This is a genomic window from Thalassotalea litorea, assembly GCF_043642205.1.
GTDB lineage: Bacteria > Pseudomonadota > Gammaproteobacteria > Enterobacterales > Alteromonadaceae > Thalassotalea_A > Thalassotalea_A litorea.
The window spans coordinates 154,783-177,648 of the sequence record NZ_JBHZSG010000006.1 but is presented as its reverse complement, the minus strand read 5'-3'; the positions used below and the strand labels follow the sequence as shown (position 1 = coordinate 177,648).

Genomic DNA, 22,866 nt, shown 5'->3' with positions numbered 1-22,866 from the left:
GGAAGTATCCCTAAAAAATTAAGGGCCATGCGAGAAAACGTTAAGAAGTTTATCTTGCCCGAAAAAAGAAAACGGCCCAAGAAAAGGACCGTTCGTATCAATAAAACCCGCTACCCCATTCAGAAAAGAGGCTCTTAACTGAATGGTGTTAAGCTAACGCTGGCTTTTTTATCTTAGCAGCATTCGAACTGCATCACTTAGACGCGTTCAAAGACCGTCGCGATTCCCTGACCTAAACCAATGCACATCGTTGCCAGGCCAATATTTACATCGTTAGACTCCATTAAATTGATCAAGGTTCCAGAAATGCGTGAACCTGAGCAACCTAAGGGATGGCCTAGGGCAATGGCCCCACCATTTAGGTTAATTTTATCATCTAACTGGTCAAGCATGCCTAATGACTTAATACAGGATAGTGCCTGGGCTGAAAAAGCCTCATTAAATTCCGCCAGTTCAATATCCGCAATAGATAGGCCAGCACGTTTTAATGCTTTCTTGGTCGCTGGTACAGGACCAAAGCCCATAGTCGCAGGATCACAACCCGCAACACCCATGCCACGTATTTTAACGCGAGGGGTTAAGCCAAGTTGCTTTGCTTTGGCCGCTGACATCACCAGCATGGCACTTGCGCCATCAGAGATAGCCGATGACGTACCGGCTGTCACCGTGCCATTTACCGGATCAAACACCGGTCGCAAGCCAGATAAACTTTCAACGGTGCATTCAGGGCGTACAACTTCATCAAAATCGACCATGGTTAATGCGCCTTGTTGATCGTGGCCAGCAATCGGCACAATCTCATTGGCCCAGCGACCTTCAAGGTGCGCGGCATGAGCACGCTGATGAGAACGTGCGGCAAATTCATCTTGCATTGCACGTGTAATCCCGTGTTGGCGACCTAATAGTTCCGCCGTAAGTCCCATATTGCCCGCTGCCTTGGCCATATATTTGGCCATCGCTGGTGCGAAATCGATGTCATACATCATGGGCACATGGCCCATATGCTCGACACCACCGATTAGGTAAACGTCACCAATACCAGCCATAATGCTGGTAGACGCATCATGCAGCGCCTGCATCGAAGAACCACATAACCGGTTAATAGTGACACCAGCCACTTGTTTAGGGATGCCTGCCATCAGAGCAGCATTGCGAGCTATATTAAAACCCTGTTCTTTTGTTTGTTTTACACAGCCCCAGATAACATCTTCGATATCTGCCGGATCTAATGCTGGATTACGAATTAACAGCGAGCGCATTAGCTGCGCGGATAACTCTTCGGCGCGCACGTTTCTGAACACACCACCTTTGGAGCGACCCATAGGTGAACGTACGCAATCAACAATTACTACTTCATTCATCATAATTTGTGCTCCCTTAACCTTTTTTAACATCCGTTGAAAAATACGACTTACCTGATGCGGCCATTTCGCGTAATCCATCAGTGACCTGATAGTATTCACCTAAGTGGGCGTATTGATCAGCCATTGCGATAAACTCATTCAAACCCAGGGTTTCAAGATAACGAATTGGACCACCTCTAAATGGTGGGAAACCAAGACCATAAATCATCCCCATATCCGCTTCTGCGGCACTTGCAACAATTCCTTCTTCTAAACAACGAATCGTTTCATTAACCATCGGGATCATCAGGCGTGCGATAATTTCATCTTTACCAAATTCAACGCCTTGCTTTGATACCGCCGCCAGCATGTTCAAACTATCCTGACTGAGTACCTTTTGCGGACGTCCTCGTTTGTCTTTAGAGTATTCGTAGAATCCAACACCATTTTTCTGACCATAACGGCTATCGTTTACAAGCAACGAGATGGGATCATTTTCAATTTGTGCCATACGAGTTGGAAAACCATCGGCCATCACATGTGTACAATGATTGGCCGTATCCAAGCCAACGACATCAAGTAGATAAGCAGGTCCCATAGGCCAGCCAAACTCTTTTTCCATCACTTTGTCGACGGTTGCAATGTCAGCACCATCTAAGACCAATTGGCTGAAACCTGCCAGATAGGGGAACAGAACACGGTTAATATAAAAACCCGGACAATCGTTGACGACGATAGGTGATTTCCCCATGCTCGCAGCATAAGCAACCACACTTGCTATGGTTTCGTCACTGGTATCTTTACCACGGATAACTTCAACAAGTGGCATTTTGTGCACCGGGTTAAAGAAGTGCATGCCGCAAAAACGTTCTGGCTTACTCATACTTTTGGCCAGTAAATCGATGGAGATGGTTGACGTATTCGAGGTGATTATTGCACTATCGGAAACCACACCTTGCACTTCTTTTAACACCGCCGCTTTTACATTGGGGTTTTCTACAACCGCTTCGACGACGATATCCGTATCTTTAATGCTGTCATAATTAAGGCTCGGCGTAATATTGTTCAACACCGAGGCCATTTTCTTCGCATTCAGACGACCACGTTCAACCTGCTTACCTAGAATATCGGCAGCCGTGCTTAAACCTAAATCAAGTGCTTTATTATTGATATCCTTCATCACAATCGGCGTACCTTTGTAAGCCGATTGATAGGCGATACCGCCCCCCATGATACCCGCACCTAATACGGCAGCTCGTTGAACTTGGTTAGTCACAGATTTTGCGGCTTTTTTAGCTTTGCCTTTGACCACCTGGTCCGATAAAAACAAACCAACCTGAGCGGCAGCAGCATCGGTTTTAGCCAACAAACCAAATGCCTGGTTTTCCATTAGCATGGCTTGAGTTCTGTCAAGAAGAACGGATTTCTCCAATAATTTCACCATGGCCATTGGTGCTGGATAATGCTTACCCGCTTTAGCGGCAACCATACCTTTAGCCGTATTGAAACTCATAATGTGTTCTATTTCAGAAAGCTTAACTGACTCAAGTTTTTCCTGACGTTTGGCTTTCCAGTCCAATGAGCCCGCTATGGCTTGCTTTAACATTTTGATTGCCGAGTCGCGCAGGTCTTCTGGCGCTGAAACAGCATCAATGGCGTTAAATGACAGAGCTTCCTGAGCTTTATAGGGCTTACCTGTTGTCATCCATTCCAGCGCATTATCTACACCGATAATTCTCGGTAAACGCACCGTACCACCAAAGCCAGGCATTAAACCCAATTTAACTTCAGGCAAACCAATGCGTGCGGTAGTATCGGCAATACGATAATCACACACCAATGCCGTCTCGCATCCTCCGCCTAACGCAAAGCCTGTAATGGCCGCAACAGTGGGCACTTGCAAATCTTCAAACTGATCAAAAATATCACTACTGCTTTTAAACACACCGGCGATTTCATCGTCTGGCGTTTTAAACATTTCCGTAAATTCCGTAATATCAGCACCGGCAATAAATGAGGATTTTGCAGAGGTTACGACAACACCTTTGGCTTCACTGCTGGCAGCGATAGCTTCAATGGCTTGCTTGTATTCTTGTAACGTTGCCAGATTAAGAACATTTACTGAACCTTTGGCATTGAATTGCAACTCAACGATACCATCGTCGAGTAACTGGGCAGTTAGGCTGTCGCCTTGATATAACATGCCGAAACTCCTTCTTTGAATATGAGGATTGTCTTGTTGTAACGAGAATTTGGTTTATACCTATCCACCCAACTTTGGGATCAATTCAAAATGCATTCAGGTTTTCATCTACTGCTTATCACGCTGGAAATTTTCCAAAACAATGACTGACAGCACATCTTTAAGACCTACAGAGATTTAAAATTCTCGTTGACTGAACACTGATTGAGGCGAATTGGTATTAATTCTAGACGTCTGAGTTTGCCTTGTCCCGTTAAGCAAAGCAAGTTTTTTTAAACAGGTGTTTTAATTCGGCGTTTAAACTTTACGATTCAGAGCCAACGATAAAAATTGGTAACATAAGATATCACTAACAGAAAAGCGAAAACCGGGATTATCAGGGATTTAGACATTAACACTGGGGGATAAAAACAATAAAAGCACCCGTAGGTGCTTTTATATCGATAGCGATTAGTTTATTTAGAACGCCGGTTTTTCTTCGGCTTCGTCATAACGCTTTACGCTGGATATAATTTCGTCTTTGGCCGCTTGAGCATCCGCCCAACCTTCAATCTTCACCCATTTGTTAGGCTCAAGATCTTTATAGTGCTCAAAGAAGTGAGCAATTTGGTTAAGCAACAACTCAGGCATATCCGTCGCTTCATCAATACCACGATAGATGGTTGATAACTTATCTACTGGAACAGCCAGTACTTTCGCATCTTCACCAGATTCATCGGTCATGTTCAAAACACCAATCGGACGACACCGAATGACGGCACCCGGCATTAATGGAAATGGCGTAGGAACTAAAACGTCTACCGGGTCACCATCTAAAGATAGCGTATGCGGAACATAGCCATAGTTAGTTGGGTAGTGCATGCACGTTGACATGAAGCGGTCTACAAAAATAGCACCAGAATCTTTATCAACTTCATATTTTACCGGATCGGCGTGAGCCGGAATTTCAATGATTACATTAATTTCATCAGGCAAATTTTTACCTGCAGGTACTTTGTTAAGGCTCATGGCTCTTCCTACTAGTTAGGCTGGATTTTTTAAAGGGCGTTATTATACCCAGTTAAAATTTAAATTCGAGATATTCGCTGAGAAAACAAGCAATATTTTCAGGAAATTTTGTTTAAAACTCTCAACAATGGCGAAGATTGACTACACTTTTTGCTGAACTAAGAGTAATGTAATAATTGATCGTCCGCGATCAAGGTAGTTAAAACCGAGGTTTGCAGTCTTTGTATTGCCCTGCATTTTGGGGATACATCCAAGGTTAGCTGTTTACTATCGGGGTTCCACCGACTGTCCATGTTGTCTTATCGGTAACTCAATAGAGATCTAAATACCAACTAATATAAGAATAGGTTACAACAAACCTGTGATAACAAGAACAATGGGGATTCTATGGATAATCTACTTTATCTACCACCTGTCCTGGGCCTGGTCGGCCTGATATTCGCGTTTATTCTCTACACCATAATCAAGTCCTACAAACCTGGCGGCGAAAAATTAGAGAAAATCGCCAATCAAATTCATCTTGGCGCCATGGTTTTTATGCATCGAGAATATAAGATGCTTGCGATATTTTCCTTGGTGCTTATTGTACTTCTTTATTTTTTCGTTAGTCCAAATACAGCGTTGGCCTTTTTTGTGGGTGCGATTTCATCGGCTTTGGCCGGGTATATCGGAATGTTTACAGCCACCAAAGCCAATGTCAGAACCACCAATGCCGCTCATGAACAGGGCGCAGGTCCGGCACTAACTGTCGCTTTTTTTGGCGGCTCCGTAATGGGACTTTGCGTTGCCTCACTAGGTTTAATTGGTCTGGGAACCCTGTATTGGTATTTTGGTGGTGATCCAGAAACCACTCACTATATTCACGGTTTTGGCATGGGCGCTTCCACTGTTGCGTTATTCTCTCGTGTTGGAGGCGGCATATTTACAAAAAGTGCGGACGTTGGTGCGGATTTAGTCGGCAAGATTGAAGCGGGTATTCCAGAAGATGATCCGAGAAATCCGGGGGTAATTGCCGACAATGTTGGTGATAATGTCGGCGATGTTGCTGGCATGGGTTCAGATATTTTCGAATCTTACTGTGGTTCGATGATTGCATCTATAGCTATTGCCTCAACCATGGCCGTCGACTTACTCGGTGATCGCAATGCATTAATGGCATTGCCGTTAATGCTGGCATCTCTTGGCCTGGTCTGCTCCATTGTTGGAATTATAATTGTCAAAATCATGTCGGGGAGCAAAGCCGAACTGGCGCTGCGAGCCGGTACAATTTCCGCTGCGCTCATCTTCATCGCTGCATCGTATTTTATGGTTGCATGGTTCGGGATCAATTCCGCTGTGTGGGGAGCTGTATTGATTGGGGCTATCGGCGGTATCATTATCGGCCTGGTCACGGAATTTTACACCTCGAGCTCGCCCGTTAGAAAAATTGCCCGGGCCGGAGAAACTGGTCCAGCAACGGTAATGATCACCGGCCTTTCTGTTGGTATGGAATCCGTTGTGGTGCCGATCCTCACTATTTGCGCCATTATTTTTACATCGACTCATCTGGCAGGACTTTATGGTGTAGGTATCGCCGCCGTTGGTATGCTGGCCACAGTGGGGATCACCATGGCGATAGATGCTTATGGGCCTGTTGCCGATAATGCCGGTGGCATTGCGGAAATGGCAGGACTTGGTGAAGAAACCCGAAAAATTACCGATTCATTGGACGAATTAGGCAATACTACTGCGGCCATTGGTAAAGGTTTTGCGATAGGCGCAGCAGCTCTGGCTGCACTTGCCATTATTGCCGCTTACGTCGAAACAATGGGACAAAAGCTTGGCGATTTCAGCCTGCACTTAGGCGATCCACAAGTGTTAATTGGCTTGTTTATTGGCGGTATGGTGCCATTTTTTATCGCCTCAATTACCATGACCGCTGTGGGTGATGCTGCATTTACGATGATTCATGAGATTCGTCGTCAATTCAAAGAGATTGATGGTTTACTGGAAGGCAAAGCGGAGCCTGATACCGCCCGTTGCGTTGATATTGCAACGACTGCCGCCCTGAAGAAAATGATCCTTCCTGGCATCGTGGCAGTAGCCGTTCCGGTAATCGTCGGATTTGGATTAAGCCCACAAGCCTTAGGCGGCACATTAGGCGGTGCTTTATTAGGCTGTGTTCTTATGGCGTTGATGATGGCGAATGCCGGTGGTGCCTGGGATAACGCGAAGAAGTACGTTGAAAAAGGTAATTTAGGCGGTAAAGGTTCAGAGACCCATGCAGCAACCGTAGTCGGTGACACCGTTGGTGACCCGTTTAAAGATACCTCTGGTCCGTCAATGAATATCCTGATTAATGTTATGGCAATTGTATCTCTGGTAATCGCCCCAGTTTTATAGCCTTAGCGGGATCGTTTATTCTTTAAAAAGGGAGCTTAACAGCTCCTTTTTTGTTTTAGTCACCTCCACGTCTTGTATATCAGCAATTGCTAACAACCGATTCCTAGCACATAGCCGCCGTTCAACCGGTGACCACAGATTCCCTGTTTTGGCAGAGAATGACGAAAAATTGAGGTGCTTATCCTGAAACCCGCGACCTGTATATACTCGCGGGCGCTTCAGCTCCCGCTAGATCCCATCGCCATCGGTATGCAAACCACATTCGCGTTGCATGCCGTTAAAGCGAGTGTCCTGCTCGTCCATTTGCTCAGACAAAGGTAAGCTTGAATGTCTGTCACCAACAGAGACATAGCCTTGCTCCCAAAGTGGATGGTAAGGCAAGTTGTTGGTGGTCAGATATTCATGAATCTGTTTATTGCTCCAGTCTATGATGGGATGCACTTTAAAGCGACCGCGGATCACCTGTAACACAGACAAGCTCTTACGATGATCGGTTTGACTGCGACGTACCCCGGAAAACCAGGTATTCACATTCAGTTGTTCAAGGCCGCGCTCTAATGGTTCCACTTTATTGCGCTGGTTATAGTCTTTTAGGGCTTCATCATCCTGCTGCCATTGTTCGCCATAGCGAGCGCGCTGCCAGGCTGGAGAAATATCAGCTCGAACAACATGCAAGTTCAAATTAAACCGCTGGGTTAATTCATCAATAAAGCGATACGTTTCATCAAACAGATAGCCCGTATCGGTAAGGATGACCGGAATGTTCGGTTGAATTTGTGTCATCATATGCAACATGACCGCAGACTGAATGCCAAAGCTTGAGGTCAGAGCAAAGTGAGTGGGCAGGTTTTCTAATGCCCACGCAACTCTCTCAACAGCCGACTTTTGTTCGAGTTGCTGATTCCATTGCAGCAACAAAGAGTCCGGTAAAGAAGCAGGAAAGCGATTATTTACAGCGAGATTCGTCATTATCATTACCCATAAAAATCAGTCGCACTGACTTTCACTTCTTTCACTATCCCTTCACGAATAACAAAGTCACCAAATGCTTCTTCAGCATTACGCTTGGCAACCCATAATCCAATTAGTTCATCAATGAGACCGAGGATTTCCGTTGAGCTAATATTGTCTTTGTACAACTTAGGTACGCGGGTACCAGCAATATTGCCGCCCAAATACAGGTTATATTTATCCGGCCCACGACCAACCAGGCCAATTTCCGCCAGCATGGCGCGGCCACAACCGTTAGGGCACCCGGTAACACGGAAAATAATGTGCTCATCGGCAATACCGTGTTTGGCGAGCAAACCTTCAATCTTAGTCACATAACCGGGGAGAAAACGCTCTGCTTCTGCCATCGCCAGCGGACAGGTTGGAAACGCCACACAAGCCATGGAATTTTTACGTTGATTACTCACCGTAGCATCCATTAAGCCGTGAGTTACGGCGATGTCTTCAATGCGCGCTTTATCTGCTTCATCAACACCGGCGACAATCAAGTTCTGGTTGGCGGTCATGCGAAAATCACCGTTATGGATCTCAGCGATTTTGCGCACACCGGTTTTTAGCGGTGCCAGCTCGTTATCTTTGATTCGACCATTTTCAATAAACAAGGTTAAATGATGCTTGTTATCTACACCTTCAACCCAGCCGATACGATCACCTCGTTCGGTAAATTCATAAGGCTTTGATGCCGCGAATTTAATACCAGCGCGGTTTTCCACTTCATCTTTGAAACGGTCACTACCTACACGATCAAGGGTGTATTTGGTTTTCGCGTTTTTACGATTAACCCGATTCCCCCAATCACGCTGTGTGGTTACAACCGCGGCAGCTACGTCCAGCGTTTTCTCTAGCGGAATAAAACCGAAATCATCGGCGCGACGAGGATATGTAGACTCATCACCGAAGGTCATCGCCAGACCGCCACCGACCAGAACGTTAAATCCGATAAGCTTGTCACCATCGCCAATAGCAACAAAGTTCAGGTCGTTAGCGTGCACATCCACATCATTTTGCGGCGGGATCACAACCGTGGTTTTAAACTTACGCGGCAGATAGGTTTTGCCTAAAATAGGTTCTACATCATCGCCAGTCTGCTCAACTTTTTCACCATCCAGCCAGATTTCTGCATAGGCTTTGGTTTTAGGCAGTAAATGCTCGCTAATCTTTATCGCCCATTGATAAGCTTCTTGATGCAATTTAGACTCAACCGGATTTGAGGTACAAAGTACATTTCGATTCACATCGCCAGCGGTAGCAATAGAGTCGATACCGATTTTGTTCAGCGTCTGGTGCATCAATTTAATTTTCGGCTTTAACACCCCGTGAAACTGAAACGTCTGACGAGTAGTTAAGCGGATACTACCGTAACTGGTGTGATCGTCGGCAAAAGTATCGATAGCTAACCACTGCTCAGGGGTAATCACACCACCTGGCATACGAGCACGCAGCATCACATTATGCAGTGGTTCTAATTTTTGCTTGGTACGCTCAGCACGAATATCACGGTCGTCTTGCTGGTACATGCCGTGAAAACGTATTAACTGAAAGTTATCAGACGTAAAACCACCGGTGATTTCATCGGTTAGATCGTTGGCTATGGTACCGCGCAGATGATTACTCTCGGTTTTTATCCGTTCGTTTTCAGCCAAGGTACCCTGGACAATAACGTCTTCTGGAATATTGCCTTTCATTAATAAACGTCCTTTTGATAGCGTTTTTCAATTCGCATTTGTTTCAAATAGTCTTCTGCTTGCTGTTCGCTTTTGCTACCTTGTTCGGCAATGATCTCAACCAATGCCTGGTGAACATCTTTCGCCATACGTGACATATCACCACAAATATATAAATGTGCGCCTCGCTCTAGCCACTGATACACTGCTTGTGCATTTTGCTTTAGCTTGTGCTGAACGTAGACTTTTTGTTCCTGATCACGTGAAAAAGCGACATCTAGACGACTCAGCTCACCGGATTTCAAATAAGCCTGCCATTCGGTTTGATAAAGAAAGTCCTGAGTAAAGGTTTGATCACCGAAGAATAACCAGCTTTTACCATCGGCATCGCGCGCACTGCGCTCCTGTACAAAAGCACGGAAGGGTGCGACTCCCGTACCCGGACCAATCATAATGACATCGGTGCTGTCATTTTCGGGTAAACGAAAGTTATTGTTGTGCTCAATAAACACGTCAATTTCATCATCCGCCTGCAATTGCTCAATCAAATATGAAGAAGCTGTACCCGCACGTAACTCGCCGTCGATGTCAAATTGCATCAGTCCCACGGTTAAGTGCACTTCTTCATCCACCTCTTGCTGCGAGGATGCAATTGAATATAGACGAGGCGTCAACGCCGGAAGTAATTCTACCAAGGCTTGTGCTGATACACTGCCAGGGTAAAGCTTCACAACATCAATAAACTGCTTTTGATTGATAAGTACACGGGCTTTGTTGCCATCGGCTAGCAACTGCGCAAGCTCGTCACTATTCGATACCTGTTGCCAACGAATTAGCGTAGCTTTGGCTAGAGGGCCAATTTCACGCTTGCTGGAAAGTGCTTCTGCCAATGACAGCTCTACACCATCAATGGCAACGGGTTCATCATGCGATAGGGATAGAGTTTCGATAAGCGCAGCTACTGCCGCTTTTGAATTCTTCGGCCAGATCCCAAGGGCATCACCCGGTTGATATTGAATGCCACTTTCACCTAAATCAATTTCCAGGTGTTGTACCACCTTGTTAGAATCGCGACCGGTAATTTTCTGATTTTCAAGAATAACCGCAGTGTATGGGCTTTCCTTGGTATAAGGGCTAGCGTGTATTGAGCTTGCTGCTTCATTACCGGCAACCGGAAGTTGCACAACCTGAGCGGTATTGGCGGCAAATAGCTCTTTTACTTTTTCAAGCTGAGCGGTTTGCCAGACATCAGAGTCAGATTGATAATCTACATCACAATCAACACGTTCAGATAATCGACTAGCGCCTAGCTTTTCCAGATACTGGTCAAAGTCTTTACCTGTCTGACAATAAAATTCATAGCTTGAATCGCCAAGTGCCAGTACAGAATACTGCAAGCTTTCGAGCTTAGGCGCTCGTTTGGAAGATAAGAAGTCATGTAAAGCCATGGCATCATCAGGTGGCTCACCCTCACCATTGGTACTGGTGATGATCAATAAATGGGTTTCATTCTTGATATTTTTTGGCTTGTAATCGCCCATGTTAACCAGTGTGGCGGCAATCCCCAACGACTCGGCATTTTGCAGCACCTTTTCAGCAACCCCTTTGGCGTTACCGGTTTGTGAACCATATAAAATGGTAAGACGCGACTGAGCTTGAGCGGCAGCAGCCGGAAGCGCAGCGCCCCCCTCGCCTTCACTTTTGGCAGCCAGATAACCACTGGCCCACGCCAGTTGCAATGGCGAATATTGATGGATAACCTGCTGTAACTGCTTGAGCTGATCGGCACTCAAACTGGCAGCGTTATCATTGTTTGCTTTAACCAACATGTATTGCCCATAAATAGAGATGGAAGAATAATGGCTAAAGGATAAACATTGCTCAGTAAAACTTAAAAGAATAGATAACCATTTTTTATTCCAAAAAGGCATACTTACTGGCTGCTAAAGAAATTTTGTGTCAAAATCAGTCGATTTCAGGAATATTACATGGTTTTAGGAATTTCTCGCCTAAATTTACCCCGTAACAGTCTCCCCATAATGAAGAGGTGCGATTCGCGCTTCTTTAAAAAAAGATAGAAGTTTTTAAAAAAGACAGAAGCTTTTTTAATCAACACGAGGTCTTCCGTGCTTTAAGTAAGTAATCCCTCACCAAGCAAATTACTATCTGTCTGAATTTAAAATGGCACAGCAATCGTTTGTCGGTTACTAAATTGAATTAATACGACTGAGGAAGGATTTCAGAGTGGGCTCGAATGACCGTTTTGTGCTGTGAGTTCAACCGATGGACGCAACACACTCATTAAATCGTTCAGCAGGTGTTTCATATTCTAGCGTCTTTCTCGGTCTTTCATTAAGTTGTCTTGCGACCTGATTCAATCGTAACTGAGAATGTACGCTCAAGTCAGTACCTTTTGGGAAATATTGTCGCAACAATCTGTTGGTGTTCTCATTCGAACCACGTTGCCATGGACACTTAGGGTCGCAGAAATAGACCTGTATATCGGTCGCTAGCGTGAATTGTTTATGGTTTGATAGCTCCGCACCTCTATCCCAGGTAAGTGATTTATAAAGCTCTGTGGGTAGCTTTTTCGATTGTTTGATTAGTGCTTTTATTACGGTTTTGGTCTTATTGTTAGGCACTTTGGCCAGCATGACATACCGTGTTTTGCGCTCTACTAGCGTGACGATATAACTGTTGTTTGAACCTTGTATTAAGTCACCCTCCCAGTGCCCAGGGACGGCTCTATCTTCGACCGAAGCAGGTCTTTCGCTGATAGGCACAGCATCGATGATTTTGCCTAGCCCTCTGCCTTTATTGGTTGCTTGGCGAGAGCGGCGAACAGCTCGTTTAGTTCGCAGGTGCTTTTGAAGCTCCTTTTTCAGCGCCCCTCGGGTTTGAACATAAAGCGTTTTGTATATCGTTTCATGCGACACTTGGAAGCCCTCATTATTCGGGTGTTTCCGCTTAAGCCAACCAGCAATTTGCTGTGGTGACCACGCAGCTTTCATTTTTTGAGCAATGATTAAACATAATGCTTTGTTACCCGCGAGCTTACAAGGTTTTGGACGTTTTGCGTTTTCCCAGGCGGCGTCATCGGCTTTATTAGCACGGTATCCTTTTTTCCCGCCGTTACGTTTGATTTCTCTGGAAATGGTTGATGGAGAGCGAGACAGCTTTTTCGCAATCTCTCGCATAGACTCTTGAGAGGCTAGGCCTCGTGATATTTCTTCGCGTTCTGAAAGTGTAAGAGATATTGGGTTACGTATTCGCTCAGGTGGGCGATAGCCACCAGTACGATAGATAGTTGGCATTACCGACGTATGGTAACGGTTAAACATTCTGGCGATATCATGCAAAGAATCGCCTTGCTTATATCTATCCCAAATTAAACGTCTTTGTTCGGCATTGTAGTAAATGCGTTTTCTCTGTTTCATGTCAACGCTCCTTAAGTTAATCTAAGGATAGTGTTGCATTGACCAGTTGAACTCACAGCTCATTATAGTCATCCCAACCTGGATCACATATTAAAATAATCACGAACTTTTTTATTTAAAAATAAGTAGCTTGTCAACACACCGACTACTATCAATGGAAAAAGCAGATAAGCTGGTTTTTGTATCAATGACGTCATGTTTAAGAGAAAGAAAACCCCAAACAATGCGACAGCATAAATTTGCCTGCTGTACTTCCAGCGGTTGAGAAACAATAATCCAATTATGGGCAGAGCCAATCCAGTTGCAACGAGTGGGATGCCCCAATCCTTCTCCCAAATACCCTGTGACTCCATTCTAACGCCATTTATTTCAACCGGAATACCAGGGACAATCGCGACTAAAGCAAAACACGAGCAAATCAAAGCATGTGCCGTAATAAACTTAAGCACGATTGGCATATCTTTGAATGCGTTCAACATATCTCTAGTCATTACTTGAATGTCTCTAGTTCGCTCTAAGCAGCCCCATTCGTTTCTAGTCGTTAAGCTTTATTGCACTTAACAATTGTTGCTAACACATCACGCCAAGCCATTTCTGAATCAAAGTCTTCAACCAAACCTTTATTCTCATTATCACCAGTAAATGCTCCCATACCATGTTGGATCATATAAGTTGGCACATACGCGGGAGCGCCCAGATTAGATAAGCTTTCACAAATTGCCTTATTGTCAGATGTAATATCTGTTACAGCGTCTTGAAGCTTATTCGTTACATCTGTTCCTTTGTCACTAAATAAATTCATGCGCAACACACTAATCGCCTGATGTGCTGTTTTATCTGATACGCGTTTAGTATCAAAGAAGCCATATGACATACCTGCAAAGTACAACTCAGCAGCATTCGGGTAATTCTCCTCAACCAAACAAATATTTACTCCAGTAAATATATCTACAGGGTTTTGCATATTCGAAAGGTCATTTACGGCAACGCATCCGGAAGGGCTTAGCGATTCAAGGTTACCTGGAGCTTCATGATTTACGACAGTTTCCTGTGCGAGGGAGTTATTCAACGACAATATCAAAGCAGTAGATATGCCTAATATTACTTTTCTATCCATGATCTAATTAATTCCTTCAATGCTTTTTGTTTATTATTTTACCAACTTGAAATATGCGACTGCTCATTAAGTATAAATGACTCTTAATCGCTCTATGCAGACTAAATAACGTCTGGTCTAAGCGTGTTTAAGTTGAACACTTGGGTTCGACATTCTTCAAAAGGTGGCAACATAACTGACGCCATCCAAGATTTGTTGTTGAGCAGCAATACCGATTCCATCCTTTCTCTAAACTCGGAAAAACCCTTAAGTTCTTCATGAAGCTTTATCTGAATCCCTGAAATCAATGTAATATCGAGGCATATTAAATCTACAGTGAATAGGTCTTCTTTATAAGCCTCGATAAGCTTGACCTCATTCCATTTAAATAATTGCTTATCGCCTAAGTAGACACCGTTTAAATCCGAACGAAGTTTCCGATATTTAATATCGTTTTTAGCCAATTTAAACTGAGATTTTAGAAACTTTAAAATACTCACTAAGACTCCATCCCACCGTCTGCTGCTCGCTCACACCAGCCACTCACGGCTATCGATTATTCAATAAGTTACGTTATTTTTAGCGACGTCGCAAATGTGCTGTCAAAATTTCTGATTTCGGGAATTTCAGGAATTTTATACCGTTGATTAAATCGGTAAAGGCAGGATGGCATGAAGCAGGATAATACCTGTTGTGATAAATACCTCTGGTGTGGTGAGTTTTATACCAATCCCATTAAGTTTGTGCACAACTCAGAGTTAGGGCAGAGGTTCAGTTACAACATAGATTTCGTTGATATAGTCATTCTATATTTATGAAATATAGGGCAGTAAATGGGCCTCTCACTAACTCCCTACGGGTGAGTTTTAAAGGCATTTATCCTGCGTTACTGATTTTGGCTGATTTTGGCTGTTTTTGAGAGCGGAATAACCATTCTCTGCAATCAAAGCCTTGTCTAAAAACCTTTAAATTCTCACTGAGTGAGCAATAATTTAATGGGATTGGTATTATTTGCTCCACAGAACCTATGTGGAGCAAATATCATCGCTCTTACTAGACTGAATTGTCTACACGTAATAAAGAATCAAAATCCCCGCCAACAGGAAAGCGACCCAGAGTACCATGGTTTCAATCGGCCAGAGTTTGGCAAAGTAACCTTTGGGCTGGTTTTTATCGTCATCGTAAGACATTCTGATTAATCGTCGGATGACTATATTTGCCAGTCTTTCCAGCTTATTCATCATTTGCATGACGGAATAGTAAATGGGCACTACAAACCCAGGCGCTAGTTTGCGATAAAACCAGTCGGTATCGAGGTTGGTCGAAGGTAATTCTGGCGGATACATATTCCTTAAATTTAACCAGGCAAAGGCAAGTGCGGAGAAGAATAGCAATTGCAATTGGGTTAACACATGGGTTATGTCATAAGGTTGGTAATCAACTTCCCATGGCAGTAACGCATAAACGGTTTGTGCCGGGAAAGTACCTATGATGATACATAGCGTCGCGGCAATCGCCATCGCCGCTAACATGTTCTTTGGCGGCTCCGTAGTACGAATACCAGAATCATGGGCGAAGAAGGCAAAATATGGAATTTTAATACCTGCATGGTGGAATACACCGGCTGCTGCGAATAATAACGCCAACCAGACATAGTCATAACCCTCGGCAACCGCAGCGCTCATGATCATCGATTTCGATACAAAGCCACTAAACAGTGGGAACGCCGATATCGATGCGGCGCCAACAATACAGAGTATCGTGGTTTTCGGCATGCTTTTATACAGCCCGCCAAGCTCCGAACCGTTAATGCGCCCCGTCATGTGCAGCACCGCTCCCATGCTCATCATCAACAAGCCTTTAAAGATGACATCGTTAAAGGCGTGGGCAACGGCACCGTTTAGGGCTAATGAAGTACCGATACCAACACCAACGACCATAAAGCCGACTTGGTTAATCATGCTGTATGCCAATACCCGACGCAAATCGTTTTCGATTACCGCGTAGAAAATTGGGAAACAGGCCATAGTTACCCCAATCCAAACGAGTAGTTCGGTTCCGGGAAAGCCTCGGGCAAGTGAATAGACGGCAACTTTAGTGGTAAAAGATGCCAGGAAGATAGCGCCGGTAGGAGTCGACTCTGGATAGGCATCGGTTAGCCAGTTATGGAAAAACGGGAACGCACATTTGATCCCAAATGCAATAAAGATTAACCAGGAACCCAGCTTTAAGATGCCATCATGTTCAAGACCGATTTCTTCAAACCGGACGCTACCGGTTTGGGTAATAAAAATTACCGCGCCGGTCAGCAGTAAAACCCCTGAAAGCACTTTCATCACGATATAGCGCATTCCGGCGCCATAGGCACGATCAGTGCGGCGGGCCCAGATCAAAAATACTGAGGTTAATGCTAACATTTCCCAAAAGATAAACAGGGTAATTAAATCACCGGCAAATACAGCGCCGACAGCACTGGCCGCATAACTTAAGCCCGCAACATGCTGCATGGTATCTTTTAAATGCAGGGCATACACCACGGCGATAAACGCGGCTAAATGGAACAGGTAGCCAAACATCAGGCTGAGTTTATCAACTCTTACTGGCTCAAGTTCAAGTCCCAGTAATTGAAAAGTCCAGTAAACCCCGGGATCTATTGCTGCGAGTTGCAATGCGCCCCAAACGGGCGCCAATAACATGATGACGCTACGCAGATGACCACGCAAAAATATCGCTGCGAGTGAGCCGATTAACAGTGGTAGAAATGGCGGTAACTGTGGCAATAACTCTAGCAGGCTACTTATCATAGTAGGTTTCCTCCCGCATCAGGATTTTTCGCATCACTTTGGCAATCAATACCAAAATTACACAGCCTACAAAACCATATATGGCGTAAAACGCCGGAATGTTTTCCCAGTCATGATAAATGTGGCGATGGACGATAAAATCGGCGGCCACCAACAACACACAAATTACATAGAACACTTTAAGGATCATGCTGATATTTTCTGGCTTCTCGAAAAAGCCCGGCTTGTTATGCTCGTCACTCATCTATGACTGTCCTCTAAACTCGGTAGACACGTCAGGTATCAAATTAATCAAATCAATAATCGGCTGTGGATAGAAGAACAGTGCCACGCAAGCCGTTGATGTTATGCCGATAGCAATAAGGCTAGGTAATGGCGTTTTTATCGTTTCAGCTCTGCTCCATGGCTGTTGATTTTCATCCGGCGGGGTTAAGAACGCTTTTATCGGGATAGGTAAAAGGTAAGCAACATTTAACAGCGTACTTATGGTTAACACCACCACAATAATTAACTTATCCGCCTCTAATGCGCCTGCAACCAAATACCATTTACTCCAGGTTCCGGCCATTGGCGGTAAACCGATGATGCTAAGCGTGCCAATCGCAAAAGCGACCATAGTTAACGGCATTTTTCTGCCCAGACCTACCATTTCACTAATGTTCTTTTTGTGAGAGGCCACCATGATGGCGCCGGCACAAAAGAATAAGGTAATTTTGCCGACCGCATGAGTAACGATGTGCAGGCTAGCACCTGCCGCCGCAATGGAAGATGCAAGTAAGGCACCAACAACAATATAGCTCAGCTGACTAACCGTAGAATAGGCTAACCGCGCTTTTAAGTTGTCCTTGGTCATGGCAACACAGGATGAAAGTAGAACCGTTGCCGCAGCGATATAAAGCATCAAATCTGTGGTCATTATCTGACTCAGGTTTTCGATACCAAAGATATAAATAACCACTTTTAGAATGGTAAATACACCGGCTTTTACCACGGCAACCGCGTGCAATAACGCACTTACCGGGGTAGGTGCAACCATCGCCGCAGGTAACCAACGGTGAAAAGGCATCAATGCAGCTTTACCAATGCCGTAACAAAATAGCACAAGCAGCAGCGCAATCAGGGCATCTGACTGTACATCGGTGAAAATACCGCCAGGGGTAAAATCAAGTGTACCGGCGCTAACCCAGGTACCTAAAATGGCAAACAATAAAAATGCGATGGAGGTACCCAGTAAAATCCCCAGATAAACTCGACCGCCACGTTTGGCATCATCGGTACCGGCATGGGTAACCAGAGGGTACGTCGACAGCGTCAGTAATTCGTAAAAGATAAATAAGGTTAATAGGTTGGCGGAAAAACAAATTGCCATAACCGTACTGATTGCCAGAGCGAAGCAGACATAAAAGCGAGTCTGGTTTTGTTCATTATGACCACGCATATAACCAATGGCGTATATGGTGGTAATGATCCACAAAAAGCTGGCGACTAACGCAAACAACACACCTAAAGGTTCGACGGAAAATGCAATTTCCAACCCGGACAATAAGCTTACCCAGGTTGTCGCCATCGCTATCTGATTAAAGGTGTTATCAGTAATAGCTAATACTAAGGTAAATAGAATAATGGCAGTTGCAATCGACACAGTCTCGCGAAGATTTGGGTATTTACCGGTTAATACAACAAGTACAGCGCCAATCAGCGGGACAATGATCGTAAGGTTTATCAGTAAAGAAGGTTCCAGAGCAGACCAGATATTCATCGCGCGGCTCCCAATTCAGAAGCCGACTGAGTAGTCGACTGGGACACCGATTGAGAAACTGCTTGAGCACTAGGTTCAAACAACCAGTTTGCTGCGGCATCGGCAGCGGTAACGCTAAGTGAGGTATCAATACCAAAGTAGATATTAGCGACAGCCAGGATCCACATCGGCACTAGCATCATTAATGGTGCTTCTTTTATGGTTTTGTCAGAACCGCTCTGTACAGGATCTTTAAAATATGCCGCTTCAAGAATTCGGCCAATATAGACAATCGCTAGTAATGAGCCAATCAGCACTAAAAATGCAATCACCCAATGTTGCTGCTCTAGCGCTGCCGTCACTAAATACCACTTACTGACAAAGCCCGCGGTAAGTGGCACGCCAATAATACTTAAACCCGCTATGGTGAACGCAGCCATGGTCCATGGCATTGTTTTACCGAGACCTCTAAACGCCTTAATATCGGCCGAGCCGGTTCGCATAAATACCGCGCCAACTGCCATAAACAGTGCGCCTTTCATTAATGCGTGATTAAAGATATGCAGTAAACCGGCCATCAGGCCAGCTGTCGTAACCAAGCTAATACCGAGGATCATGTAGCCAATCTGGGCCACACTACTGTAGGCGAGCATGGTTTTAACATTGCTTTGCACTGTGGCGACAAAAGAACAGTTGAAGATAGCGACAATCGCCAGAACGAGGAGAATAACATCCATCCCCATGGAATAGAAAACGTATTCAGCGCCATAGATGGTAAAGATAAAGCGAATCATGACGTATACCGCAACTTTGGTCGCGGTACTCGCTAAAAACGCACTTACTGCCGATGGTGCGTGAGTATACGCCGGCGGTAACCACATATGCAGAGGGAATAAGGCTAGCTTGATACTCACACCGACAAGAATAAAGGCAAGGCCAGTATTCAGGGTGCGATTGTATTCGAATTCTCCGATTCGAGCGGCCAAATCCAGCATATTCAATGTACCGGTTTTCATATACATCATGCCGACACCAATGAGTATGAATGTGGCACCAATGGTTCCCATTACCAAGTATCGGAATGCCGCAGTCAGCGCTCTTCTGTCAGATGCTAAGCTCACCAGGGTATAAGTGGCGAGTGAAGAGATCTCCAAAAATACGAACAGATTAAAAGCATCACTGGTTGTTAAGATCCCAGATAACCCAGTAAGGCACAACAGATGCGCGGTATAAAACAAGGTGTGTTGGCTTTGAGGGATTTCTGTCGCAATGCTGTCTTTTGCATACACAAGAACCAGCGTTGAAATACCGGTAACAACACTTAAAATCAAAGCGTTGGCAACATCGAGGCGCATTTCAATGCCCCAGGGCGGCTCCCAGCCACCTAAGGCATAACTCAAAACGCCCTGATCTAATGTCACCATCAATAACGAAACGGCAATACAAAAACTAATACCACTGACAATGGTTGCCAGTAACCAGGCAAGCTGACTTCGGCCTAAAAGCATACACAAAGGTGCCGCAATCAACGGCAGCACTATGGGTAAAACAGGAAAGTGCTGTTCAAACATCAGATTAGCGCGTCCTTGTCTTCAAATTCATTTTCTTCAACGGTACCGTAGGCGCGTTTTATTCTTACCACTAACGCAAGACCAACGGCCGTGGTAGCGACGCCAACGACGATGGCAGTAAGAATAAGCACATGGGGTAACGGGTTTGAATAACTGGTTATACCATCAGCAACGATTGGGGCGCTGCCGCCCTGTACTTTACCAATTGAGATATACATCATAAACACGGACGTCTGAAAAATGTTTAGCCCAACAATTTTCTTCACCAGGTTATTTGCAGAGATAACAATGTAAAATCCTGCCATCATTAAAAATACAACTATCCAGTAGTTGTAATAATCCACTATAAAACTCATTGAATGTTCGTCCTTTCTGCTTGCGCAGCGAATCCATAAAAAATACCGAGCATGGCTGCGAAAACCGTTATACCGATACCGAATTCGATAACAATAATGCCGATATGCTGACCCACAACCGGATCGCTGGCCAGAACGTTGTAATCGAGGAAATTACCGCCTAGGAAGAAACTTGTCACGCCAGTCCCGGCGTATATCAGTACACCGAATGCGGCCAGAACCTTCAGGAAATTGGGTCGAACGACATGGGTGGCCAGCGGTAAACCAAACACCAGGGCATAAAGAATAACGGCGGCAGCCGCAATAACCCCGGCCTGGAAGCCCCCGCCAGGGCCATAGTCACCATGAAATTGTACGTATAACGCGAACAATATCGTCATCGGGATCACTAACTTAGCGACCACTCTCAATACAAGGTGCGACTTTAAACCAGAATCAATTGCCACACCACCCGGCTTGGGCATTCCTAACAGGCTCAGCACCCCAATTGCCGCAGCAAAGACCACGGCGGTTTCACCTAAGGTATCAAACGCTCGGTAACTGGCTAATACCGAAGTCACCATATTCGGTAAACCGATTTCTTTAGGAGACTCTTCGATGTAGCGAGGCGCCACGTGTTGATGAGCAGGGTTATCAGGATGACCAAAAGGTGGCATATCCAAAGTGCCGTATATTAACGCCGCACCCGTTATGATAACCACCAGCAGTGGTAGTAACGCGGTATGGTTATTGGCTTTTTCTTTTCGACCGGTTAACGCTAATGTGCCAAGCATAAGAACGGTCGATATCCCGGCACCAACGGCGGCTTCAGTAAAAGCCACATCAACGGCATCAAGGTTTACGAAAATCAGGGCCGAAAGAAAACTGTACAAACCAAACAGCATAACTACCGCGAACAGATCTTTTAAGAAGATAACCCGCAAAGCCGTTATCGCCAGCATGCCGAGCAAGACCAGGTCTATTAACTCAACCATTAGTCATTATCCTCTTTTTTACTCTCGCGGATTTCTGCCAAGGTTAACAGCCCACCGTGTCTGGCAGATTTAGCCAAGGCATGCGATGCGGTAGGACTGGTTAGCAACAGGAAAATTAGAATAAACAGAAGCTTAACAGCTACCAAATCAAAATCAGTACGTAGAATCAAACCCGTAATGATTAGAATGGTCGCAATCGAGTCGGTAACACTAGCGGCATGTACCCGAGTAAAAAAATCTGGAAATCTGAATAAGCCAATGGCACCTGTGAGACTAAAAAAAGCTCCTAATATCAACAAGATTGTGCTGATAACTTCCAATATCATTTGGACTTCTCCTGTGTGTCCTCATCCGGTTCTGATGCTGTATATTCGAAAAAACGCAGTACAGCGATCATGCCGATAAAATTAATTAGCGCATAAACAATGGCAATATCGAGGAAATCGGGACGCCCATTAAGGAAACCCATTATGGCGATAAACAAAGCGGTTTTGGTACCGACCATATTCACACCCAGGATTCGATCGTAAACGGTATCAGCTTTCAAAGCTCGGGCCAATGCCAGTGCCATTACCGAAAGTATTGCAACCGAAGTTGCTGCCAGCGCTAACATCAGTTTTTCTCTCCTGTTGCCTTTGCAATTTTGCTCGCCATTTCACCTTGTTGTAGCGACTTGATGGATTTTTCATCGAGCGCATGAACCGTTACATAATCATCGTCAATATCAACGCTTAGTGTACCGGGAGTCATAGTGATCGAGTTAGCATAGAGCACTCGGGAATGTTCAGGAATATCAGCGACAGGTAATTTAGCCGTAGCAGGAGACAACTTTTTAGAGCTACCCCAGACTAGCTTTGTAACTTCCAGACTAGATAACACCACCTGGCCGATAAGCCAGACGATATAACGGAAAAAACGAAGACTGAAAGACGGCTGTTGCGGCTCTTTATCTGTTTTATCCATTCGCCAGATTAAAAGCACCACCAAAGCAACAGATACCAGACCAAATGCCAGTAACAGAGGCTTAAAATATCCTGACAACAAGAGCCAGAATATTGCGAGTATAAATGTCCAGGTTGTTAAGTAAATTATTGTTTTTCTATCCATAAGTAACTTTGAATACGTTTTGACAAGCTACCAAGGTAGCAAAATCATTTTTTATCAATTAGTAATGTTTTTACTGAATCGTATTTATATTATTTGGAAGTAAGGATGCGTGACGTTATCTTACAGCAGATTGGTTCACTACCATAAGCGGAGCGTAATCGCCTGACTTCAT

At 44.8% G+C, this 22,866-nt stretch carries 20 protein-coding genes; 1 reads left to right on the top strand and 19 read right to left on the bottom strand.

Features of this window, described 5'->3' with window-relative positions; all coding sequences use genetic code 11:
- Window positions 1-197: 197 nt before the first annotated feature.
- The 3 genes from fadA to ppa all read right to left on the bottom strand — a co-directional run bounded on the left by fadA (window position 198) and on the right by ppa (window position 4,554).
- Window positions 198-1,361, bottom strand: coding sequence for an acetyl-CoA C-acyltransferase FadA (gene fadA, locus ACHUFQ_RS05315; RefSeq protein WP_394173671.1), 1,164 nt, complete (start codon window positions 1,359-1,361; stop codon window positions 198-200).
- Between the two features lie 16 nt (window positions 1,362-1,377).
- Window positions 1,378-3,546 (bottom strand): fatty acid oxidation complex subunit alpha FadB, encoded by a 2,169-nt coding sequence (gene fadB, locus ACHUFQ_RS05310; protein ID WP_394173660.1) that lies wholly within the window; start codon window positions 3,544-3,546, stop codon window positions 1,378-1,380.
- A gap of 459 nt (window positions 3,547-4,005) precedes the next feature.
- Window positions 4,006-4,554, bottom strand: a complete 549-nt coding sequence (ppa, locus tag ACHUFQ_RS05305; protein WP_394173658.1) for an inorganic diphosphatase — start codon at window positions 4,552-4,554, stop codon at window positions 4,006-4,008.
- A gap of 387 nt (window positions 4,555-4,941) precedes the next feature.
- Here ppa and ACHUFQ_RS05300 point away from each other — a divergent pair, with 387 nt between their 5' ends.
- Window positions 4,942-6,936 carry a sodium-translocating pyrophosphatase gene (locus ACHUFQ_RS05300; protein ID WP_394173656.1) on the top strand — a complete coding sequence of 665 codons (1,995 nt, stop codon included), beginning with the start codon at window positions 4,942-4,944 and terminating at the stop codon, window positions 6,934-6,936.
- A gap of 228 nt (window positions 6,937-7,164) precedes the next feature.
- Here the strand turns inward: ACHUFQ_RS05300 and ACHUFQ_RS05295 are convergent, their stop codons facing one another.
- The 16 genes from ACHUFQ_RS05295 to ACHUFQ_RS05220 form a co-directional block, all read right to left on the bottom strand.
- Complete coding sequence (locus tag ACHUFQ_RS05295; RefSeq protein ID WP_455342385.1) at window positions 7,165-7,905, bottom strand: phosphoadenylyl-sulfate reductase; 741 nt, start codon at window positions 7,903-7,905, stop codon at window positions 7,165-7,167.
- A gap of 5 nt (window positions 7,906-7,910) precedes the next feature.
- Complete coding sequence (gene cysI, locus ACHUFQ_RS05290; RefSeq protein ID WP_394173653.1) at window positions 7,911-9,632, bottom strand: assimilatory sulfite reductase (NADPH) hemoprotein subunit; 1,722 nt, start codon at window positions 9,630-9,632, stop codon at window positions 7,911-7,913.
- Complete coding sequence (locus ACHUFQ_RS05285) at window positions 9,632-11,440, bottom strand: assimilatory sulfite reductase (NADPH) flavoprotein subunit (protein WP_394173651.1); 1,809 nt, start codon at window positions 11,438-11,440, stop codon at window positions 9,632-9,634. Before ACHUFQ_RS05285 ends, cysI begins: the two co-directional genes overlap by 1 nt.
- A gap of 447 nt (window positions 11,441-11,887) precedes the next feature.
- The gene (locus ACHUFQ_RS05280) at window positions 11,888-13,048 is read right to left on the bottom strand and encodes an IS30 family transposase (protein ID WP_394173650.1); all 1,161 of its coding nucleotides are present in this window, start codon (window positions 13,046-13,048) and stop codon (window positions 11,888-11,890) included.
- A gap of 83 nt (window positions 13,049-13,131) precedes the next feature.
- On the bottom strand, window positions 13,132-13,539 hold the full coding sequence (locus ACHUFQ_RS05275; RefSeq protein WP_394173648.1) for a hypothetical protein: 408 nt from the start codon (window positions 13,537-13,539) through the stop codon (window positions 13,132-13,134).
- 50 nt (window positions 13,540-13,589) lie between these two features.
- Complete coding sequence (locus tag ACHUFQ_RS05270) at window positions 13,590-14,165, bottom strand: hypothetical protein (RefSeq protein WP_394173647.1); 576 nt, start codon at window positions 14,163-14,165, stop codon at window positions 13,590-13,592.
- Between the two features lie 101 nt (window positions 14,166-14,266).
- Entirely contained in the window at window positions 14,267-14,644 is a 378-nt protein-coding gene (locus ACHUFQ_RS05265) for a hypothetical protein (protein ID WP_394173646.1), read from the bottom strand.
- Between the two features lie 567 nt (window positions 14,645-15,211).
- On the bottom strand, window positions 15,212-16,948 hold the full coding sequence (locus ACHUFQ_RS05260) for a Na(+)/H(+) antiporter subunit D (protein WP_394173644.1): 1,737 nt from the start codon (window positions 16,946-16,948) through the stop codon (window positions 15,212-15,214).
- Window positions 16,938-17,192, bottom strand: coding sequence for a hypothetical protein (locus tag ACHUFQ_RS05255; RefSeq protein WP_394173643.1), 255 nt, complete (start codon window positions 17,190-17,192; stop codon window positions 16,938-16,940). Before ACHUFQ_RS05255 ends, ACHUFQ_RS05260 begins: the two co-directional genes overlap by 11 nt.
- A complete protein-coding gene (locus ACHUFQ_RS05250) occupies window positions 17,193-18,707 on the bottom strand; it encodes a proton-conducting transporter transmembrane domain-containing protein (RefSeq protein ID WP_394173641.1) in 1,515 nt (504 codons plus the stop codon). It lies immediately after the preceding gene.
- The gene (locus ACHUFQ_RS05245) at window positions 18,704-20,257 is read right to left on the bottom strand and encodes a monovalent cation/H+ antiporter subunit D family protein (RefSeq protein WP_394173639.1); all 1,554 of its coding nucleotides are present in this window, start codon (window positions 20,255-20,257) and stop codon (window positions 18,704-18,706) included. The genes ACHUFQ_RS05250 and ACHUFQ_RS05245 overlap by 4 nt, the downstream gene beginning before the upstream one ends.
- Complete coding sequence (locus tag ACHUFQ_RS05240; protein WP_138320338.1) at window positions 20,257-20,613, bottom strand: cation:proton antiporter subunit C; 357 nt, start codon at window positions 20,611-20,613, stop codon at window positions 20,257-20,259. Before ACHUFQ_RS05240 ends, ACHUFQ_RS05245 begins: the two co-directional genes overlap by 1 nt.
- Complete coding sequence (locus ACHUFQ_RS05235; RefSeq protein WP_394173637.1) at window positions 20,610-21,587, bottom strand: DUF4040 domain-containing protein; 978 nt, start codon at window positions 21,585-21,587, stop codon at window positions 20,610-20,612. The genes ACHUFQ_RS05240 and ACHUFQ_RS05235 overlap by 4 nt, the downstream gene beginning before the upstream one ends.
- Complete coding sequence (mnhG, locus tag ACHUFQ_RS05230; RefSeq protein ID WP_394173635.1) at window positions 21,587-21,913, bottom strand: monovalent cation/H(+) antiporter subunit G; 327 nt, start codon at window positions 21,911-21,913, stop codon at window positions 21,587-21,589. The genes ACHUFQ_RS05235 and mnhG overlap by 1 nt, the downstream gene beginning before the upstream one ends.
- The gene (locus ACHUFQ_RS05225; RefSeq protein ID WP_138320335.1) at window positions 21,910-22,200 is read right to left on the bottom strand and encodes a monovalent cation/H+ antiporter complex subunit F; all 291 of its coding nucleotides are present in this window, start codon (window positions 22,198-22,200) and stop codon (window positions 21,910-21,912) included. The genes mnhG and ACHUFQ_RS05225 overlap by 4 nt, the downstream gene beginning before the upstream one ends.
- On the bottom strand, window positions 22,200-22,694 hold the full coding sequence (locus ACHUFQ_RS05220) for a Na+/H+ antiporter subunit E (RefSeq protein WP_394173633.1): 495 nt from the start codon (window positions 22,692-22,694) through the stop codon (window positions 22,200-22,202). Before ACHUFQ_RS05220 ends, ACHUFQ_RS05225 begins: the two co-directional genes overlap by 1 nt.
- Window positions 22,695-22,866: the final 172 nt, after the last annotated feature.

Coding starts and splice junctions, on each gene's coding strand:
- ACHUFQ_RS05255 (WP_394173643.1), bottom strand. CDS start 17,192: ATGAGTGACGAGCATAACAAGCCGGGCTTTTTCGAGAAGCCAGAAAAT.
- ACHUFQ_RS05235 (WP_394173637.1), bottom strand. CDS start 21,587: ATGGTTGAGTTAATAGACCTGGTCTTGCTCGGCATGCTGGCGATAACG.
- ACHUFQ_RS05280 (WP_394173650.1), bottom strand. CDS start 13,048: ATGAAACAGAGAAAACGCATTTACTACAATGCCGAACAAAGACGTTTA.
- ACHUFQ_RS05295 (WP_455342385.1), bottom strand. CDS start 7,905: ATGACGAATCTCGCTGTAAATAATCGCTTTCCTGCTTCTTTACCGGAC.
- ACHUFQ_RS05270 (WP_394173647.1), bottom strand. CDS start 14,165: ATGGATAGAAAAGTAATATTAGGCATATCTACTGCTTTGATATTGTCG.
- ACHUFQ_RS05225 (WP_138320335.1), bottom strand. CDS start 22,200: ATGTTAGCGCTGGCAGCAACTTCGGTTGCAATACTTTCGGTAATGGCA.
- ACHUFQ_RS05220 (WP_394173633.1), bottom strand. CDS start 22,694: ATGGATAGAAAAACAATAATTTACTTAACAACCTGGACATTTATACTC.
- ACHUFQ_RS05250 (WP_394173641.1), bottom strand. CDS start 18,707: ATGAATATCTGGTCTGCTCTGGAACCTTCTTTACTGATAAACCTTACG.
- ACHUFQ_RS05245 (WP_394173639.1), bottom strand. CDS start 20,257: ATGTTTGAACAGCACTTTCCTGTTTTACCCATAGTGCTGCCGTTGATT.
- mnhG (WP_394173635.1), bottom strand. CDS start 21,913: ATGATATTGGAAGTTATCAGCACAATCTTGTTGATATTAGGAGCTTTT.
- ppa (WP_394173658.1), bottom strand. CDS start 4,554: ATGAGCCTTAACAAAGTACCTGCAGGTAAAAATTTGCCTGATGAAATT.
- fadA (WP_394173671.1), bottom strand. CDS start 1,361: ATGAATGAAGTAGTAATTGTTGATTGCGTACGTTCACCTATGGGTCGC.
- ACHUFQ_RS05285 (WP_394173651.1), bottom strand. CDS start 11,440: ATGTTGGTTAAAGCAAACAATGATAACGCTGCCAGTTTGAGTGCCGAT.
- cysI (WP_394173653.1), bottom strand. CDS start 9,632: ATGAAAGGCAATATTCCAGAAGACGTTATTGTCCAGGGTACCTTGGCT.
- ACHUFQ_RS05260 (WP_394173644.1), bottom strand. CDS start 16,948: ATGATAAGTAGCCTGCTAGAGTTATTGCCACAGTTACCGCCATTTCTA.
- fadB (WP_394173660.1), bottom strand. CDS start 3,546: ATGTTATATCAAGGCGACAGCCTAACTGCCCAGTTACTCGACGATGGT.
- ACHUFQ_RS05240 (WP_138320338.1), bottom strand. CDS start 20,613: ATGAGTTTTATAGTGGATTATTACAACTACTGGATAGTTGTATTTTTA.
- ACHUFQ_RS05275 (WP_394173648.1), bottom strand. CDS start 13,539: ATGACTAGAGATATGTTGAACGCATTCAAAGATATGCCAATCGTGCTT.
- ACHUFQ_RS05300 (WP_394173656.1), top strand. CDS start 4,942: ATGGATAATCTACTTTATCTACCACCTGTCCTGGGCCTGGTCGGCCTG.